Source organism: Spirillospora sp. NPDC046719 (genome assembly GCF_040645715.1).
GTDB lineage: Bacteria > Actinomycetota > Actinomycetes > Streptosporangiales > Streptosporangiaceae > Spirillospora.
Genome location: NZ_JBEYYT010000611.1, coordinates 1 through 4472 on the forward strand (window position 1 = coordinate 1; position 4472 = coordinate 4472).

Below are 4472 nucleotides of genomic sequence, written 5' to 3' on the forward strand. Positions count from 1 at the left end.
GGACGAAGTCCATCGCGAAGCGACGCCGAAGGCGCCCTTGACTTTGGAGGGGCGGCCCCGTACGCAAGCGCCACCCCACCACCCGAACACCTCTCCTGCCGATTTCCCTGACCCCCCATCTCCGAACACCCCATCGCCCCTCACCCGGCCTCCGCACCCGGCCTCCGCACCCGGCCTCCGCACCCGGCCTCCGCACTCCGCCCCATCGCAGAGCACCCACCACAAAGGCCGAACACCACGTCCGAGAACCAACCCGGATGCCTCTCGAGAAGCCACAAAGCATGTTGACCCCTGCGCCCGAACACCGCGAGGAGAACATGTTCAAGGTCGAACGACGTCCGACGCTGACTGCGAAGATGCGGGATGCCGATTTTCAGGAGCCAAGACGGGACGCGTCTCGCCTACAGCGTGATGGCCAAAGAAGGCGACCGCCCAGGCGACGCAGGTGGAGAACCGCTGCTGTGCATTCCGGGTGGGCCGATGCGGGCCTCCGCCTATCTCGGGGATCTCGGCGGGCTGGCCGGACGCCGCAGGCTCGTCATGCTGGATCTGCGCGGCACCGGCGGTTCGGACAGGCCCGTTGATCCGGCGACGTACCGGTGTGATCGGCAGGTCGACGATGTGGAGGCTCTGCGGCGGCATCTGGGGCTGGAGCGCGTTGACCTGCTCGCGCATTCGGCGGGTGGCGACCTCGCGATTCTGTATGCGGTGGCACATCCGCAGCGGGTGCGCTCGTTGGTCCTGGTCGCGGGGCGGGCGCGCGCTTTGGGGGTCGACTTCACGGTGGAGCATCGCCGGGAGGCGGCGGCGTTGCGGAAGGGCGAGCCCTGGTTCGCGGCGGGGCGTGACGCGTTCGAGGCGGTCTGGGCGGGGAGTGCGTCGGAGGCCGACTGGGAGGCGGTGGTGCCGTTCTTCTATGGGCGTTGGGACGCGGCGGCGCGCGCGCATGCGGCGCGGGAGGTCGCGGAGACGAACGAGGAGGCGGCGGAGCTGTACGCGTCGCCGGAGGCGTTCGCGCCGGAGGCGGCGCGGGAGGCCGTCGCGGGGCTGGAGGCGCGGGTCCTGGTCGTGGCCGGTGAGCTGGACGGCGGGCCGTCGCCCCGGGTCGCGGTAGAGATCGCGGGGATGTTCCCGCAGGGGGCGCCGGTCGTGCAGCCGGGGGCCGGGCATTTCCCCTGGCTCGACGACCCCCGGTGGTTCACCGAGACCGTGGCGGGGTTCCTGGAGCGGCGAGCCGGCGGGGATTGACCTGGAGTGCGCTCCAGGTGGGATCCTGGAGAGCGTGAGCTCCTATTCTCCGGCCGAGACCGCTGAGAAAAGCGGTTTCAGCATCGACACGTTGCGTTACTACGAGAAGATCGGGCTGCTCGAGGGGATCGCGCGGAACGCCTCGGGGCGGCGCGTGTTCAGCGACAGCGACCTGCAGTGGCTCGGGATGCTGCGGTGCCTGCGCGAGACGGGGATGCCGATCGCGGAGATGCTCCGGTACTCCGAGCTCGCACGGGGCGGCGCGGAGACCGTGCGGGAGCGGCTGGAACTGCTGCAGGCGCACGACCGTCGCGTGGAGGAGCAGATCGCCCGGCTGCGGGAGCAGCAGGAGCACGTCAAGTTCAAGATCGGCTTCTATCGGGGCGCGGTCTGCGAGGGCTCCCCGGCCTGAGCCAGCAGGCGGGCGGCGCGCGTCCAGGTCCCGGCGGGGTCGAAGCCGTCCGCGGTCCAGGTGTGGGCGCGGACGGTCCCGCGGTCCCGGAAGCGGCGCATGATGGCGACGTGCGGGGGCCAGGCGACGAAGCGGTGCAGGTCCTCGGCGGACTCCCAGACGGAGACGGAGCCGCTGCGCAGTTCCAGCGGGTTCGTCCACAGCCAGAGGCCGACGGCGCCCTGGAGGCCGGGCCAGGCCCGGCGCAGGGTCAGGCCGGCCCGGTAGACCTTCGGGAGGTCGGAGGCGTGGGCGCAGGTGAAGTCGGTGACGCTCACCAGCACCGGTCCGCGGCCGCCTGCGGGGCCCGGCCGCCAGCTCTTCATCGGGTCCACGAGGGGGAGCGGCCGAGGAGGGTGAGGAGGCGGTCCCGGGGGGACGCGCCGTCCGCGGACGGGACGACGGGCGCGAAGGACGTCCCCGGGCCCCGGTCGTCGGCGCCGGTCGGGACGATCGCGGCGACCTTGAGGGACGCGGTGACCAGGTCGTCGCCGGGTTCCCAGGGCGCGCCGATCGTCGCGGCGACGTCCCACGCGTGGACGACGAGGTCGACGAAGTGGAAGCTGATCGCGAGCGAGGCGGGGAAGGGGCCGCCGTCGCGGATCTCGGGGAGGACGAGCCCGGCGTCGAGGGCCGTCCCGGCGAACGCCTCGGTGACGAGGTCGAGGGACGCCGCGGCGGCGGCGTAGGGGTCGTCGCCGAGGTCGCCGCCGTGCCAGTTGGACAGGCGGGCGCCGTCGCCGCGCACGGCGGCCGCGAAGCCCTGGTCCTGGCTGACCTGGTGGCGGAGCAGGCCGTGCAGGGTCCAGTCGGGGCAGGGCGTCGGCAGGGCGAGCGCGTCGGGTTTCACCTGGGCGACGGCCGCGAGGTAGAGGTCGGCGGCCTGGCGGTCCAGGGGCCGGAAGTCGGTGGTGAGGAGTTCGGTCAGCGGGTCCATACGGCCACCGTAGGAACGGCGAGTGGCTCAGGTACAGGGCCAAAAACGCGGAAAACGGCTGAGCCGGTCTAGGGTCGGACGCGTGGACCTGCACGTGAGCCTCGTCGGGCGGAAGGATCTGGCGGGCCAGATCTACCGGCAGCTGCGGGCCGCGATCCTGGACGGGCGGCTGCGCGCGGGGGAGGCGGCGCCGCCGACGCGGGAGCTGGCGCGCCGGCTGGCGATCTCGCGGAACACGGTGGCGGTCGCCTACGACCGGCTCGCGGCGGAGGGGTTCCTGGAGAGCCGGGTGGGGGCGGGGACGTTCGTCCGGGACGCCGGTTTCCAGGAGCGGGAGCGTCCGGTGGCGTCACCGCTGCGGCCCCGCCGGGTCTGGGACGAGGTGGGCGTGTGGCCGCACCGGATGCCCGGTATCACCTGGGACTTCCGGGCCGGGCTGCCGGACGTGCGGCTGTTCCCGTACGAGTCGTGGCGGCGGATCATGGCGGGGCGGCTGCGGCCGTCCGCGCTCGGCGATCCGGCGGCGGCCGGGGACCCGGCGGGGCTGGAGGAGCTGCGGGAGGCGATCGCCCGGCACGCCGGGGTGTCGCGGTCGGTGCGGGCGTCGGCGGCGGACGTGGTGGTGACGTCGGGGATCCAGCAGGCGCTGGACCTGGTGGTCCGGGTGCTGCTGGAGCCGGGGGACGTGGTGGCGGTCGAGGACCCCGGGTACCCGCCGGTGCGGATGCTGCTGCACGCGGCGGGGATGCGGGTGCGGGGCGTCCCGGTGGACGCAGAGGGCCTGCGGGTGGACGCGCTGCCGGACGACGCGCGGGCCGTCTACGTGACGCCGTCGCACCAGTTCCCGCTGGGGATGCCGATGTCGCTGCCGCGCCGCCGCGCCCTGCTGGAGTGGGCGCGGCGCCGGGACGTGGTGATCGTCGAGGACGACTACGACACCGAGTACCGGTACGGCGGGCGGCCGATCGAGCCGCTGCAGAGCCTGGACGACGGAGGCCGCGTGCTCTACATGGGCACCTTCTCCAAGATCATGCGTCCGGTGCTGCGGATCGGGTTCCTCGTCGCGCCGCCGTCGCTGCACCGCGCGTTCCGGTTGGCGCGGTACGTGTCGTCGTGGCACGCGGAGCTGCCGACGCAGGCGGCGCTCGCCCGGTTCATCGACGAGGGGCTGCTCGCGCGGCACATCCGCAGGTCGCGGCGGGAGTACCAGGCCCGGCACGAGCGGGTCGCGGAGCTGCTCGGGACGCTGTTCGCGGGACGGCTGGAGGTGGTGCCGTCGGCGGCGGGCCTGCATCTGAGCGCGACGCTGCCGGACGGGGCGGACGACGCCGCCGTCGTCCGCGAGGCGCTGGCGGAGGGCGTCGGGCTGTTCGCGCTGTCGGAGTTCGCCGTCGACGGCCCGGCGGTGCCGGGGCTGGTGTTCGGGTACGGCGCCGTCACGCTGCCGGAGATCGGCGAGGGCCTGCGCCGGCTGCGGCGCGTCCTCGGCTAGGCGGAGTCGGTCGCGGCGGGCGTGCCGCAGCCGCTGTGACCCGCTTCACCCAATAGTCGACTAAATCCGTATGGAAAACCGATTTAGAGGCTGTTAGCCTCCTCTCTCACCAGCGGAGATTTTGTCCGGAGTCTCGACAGAACGGGGAGCGGCATGGCGTCCGGTGCGGAGCCCGGGGTCCTCGGACTGGTCCGGCGCGGGCACGAGGAGCGGATCCTCGCGCTGCTGCGCGCCCGCGGCCCGCTGAGCCGGGCCGAGATCGCCCGGCTGTCGGGGCTGTCCCGGTCGACGCTGTCGGACATCGTCGGCGCGCTCCAGGAGCGCGGCGCCGTGGTCACCACCAC

The 4472-nt window shown here is 73.4% G+C and carries 6 protein-coding genes; 4 read left to right on the forward strand and 2 right to left on the reverse strand.

Features of this window, described 5'->3' with window-relative positions; all coding sequences use genetic code 11:
- Window positions 1-411: 411 nt before the first annotated feature.
- Window positions 412-1248, forward strand: a complete 837-nt coding sequence (locus tag ABZ914_RS47160) for an alpha/beta fold hydrolase (RefSeq protein WP_500201169.1) — start codon at window positions 412-414, stop codon at window positions 1246-1248.
- Window positions 1249-1282: 34 nt separating this feature from the next.
- Window positions 1283-1660 carry a MerR family transcriptional regulator gene (locus ABZ914_RS47165; RefSeq protein WP_190867785.1) on the forward strand — a complete coding sequence of 126 codons (378 nt, stop codon included), beginning with the start codon at window positions 1283-1285 and terminating at the stop codon, window positions 1658-1660.
- Here ABZ914_RS47165 and ABZ914_RS47170 read toward each other — a convergent pair.
- Both ABZ914_RS47170 and ABZ914_RS47175 read right to left on the reverse strand, forming a co-directional pair.
- The gene (locus tag ABZ914_RS47170) at window positions 1624-2025 is read right to left on the reverse strand and encodes a hypothetical protein (protein ID WP_500201165.1); all 402 of its coding nucleotides are present in this window, start codon (window positions 2023-2025) and stop codon (window positions 1624-1626) included. The genes ABZ914_RS47165 and ABZ914_RS47170 overlap by 37 nt on opposite strands.
- Window positions 2022-2636 (reverse strand): TIGR03086 family metal-binding protein, encoded by a 615-nt coding sequence (locus ABZ914_RS47175; protein WP_500201166.1) that lies wholly within the window; start codon window positions 2634-2636, stop codon window positions 2022-2024. The genes ABZ914_RS47170 and ABZ914_RS47175 overlap by 4 nt, the downstream gene beginning before the upstream one ends.
- An 82-nt stretch (window positions 2637-2718) precedes the next feature.
- Between ABZ914_RS47175 and pdxR the strand changes: the two genes are divergently transcribed.
- Together pdxR and ABZ914_RS47185 are read left to right on the forward strand one after the other, a co-directional pair.
- The gene (pdxR, locus tag ABZ914_RS47180; RefSeq protein WP_500201167.1) at window positions 2719-4128 is read left to right on the forward strand and encodes a MocR-like pyridoxine biosynthesis transcription factor PdxR; all 1410 of its coding nucleotides are present in this window, start codon (window positions 2719-2721) and stop codon (window positions 4126-4128) included.
- Window positions 4129-4281: 153 nt separating this feature from the next.
- Window positions 4282-4472, forward strand: a 191-nt coding sequence (locus ABZ914_RS47185; RefSeq protein ID WP_500201168.1) for a winged helix-turn-helix transcriptional regulator, incomplete at its 3' end; no start/stop codon positions are given.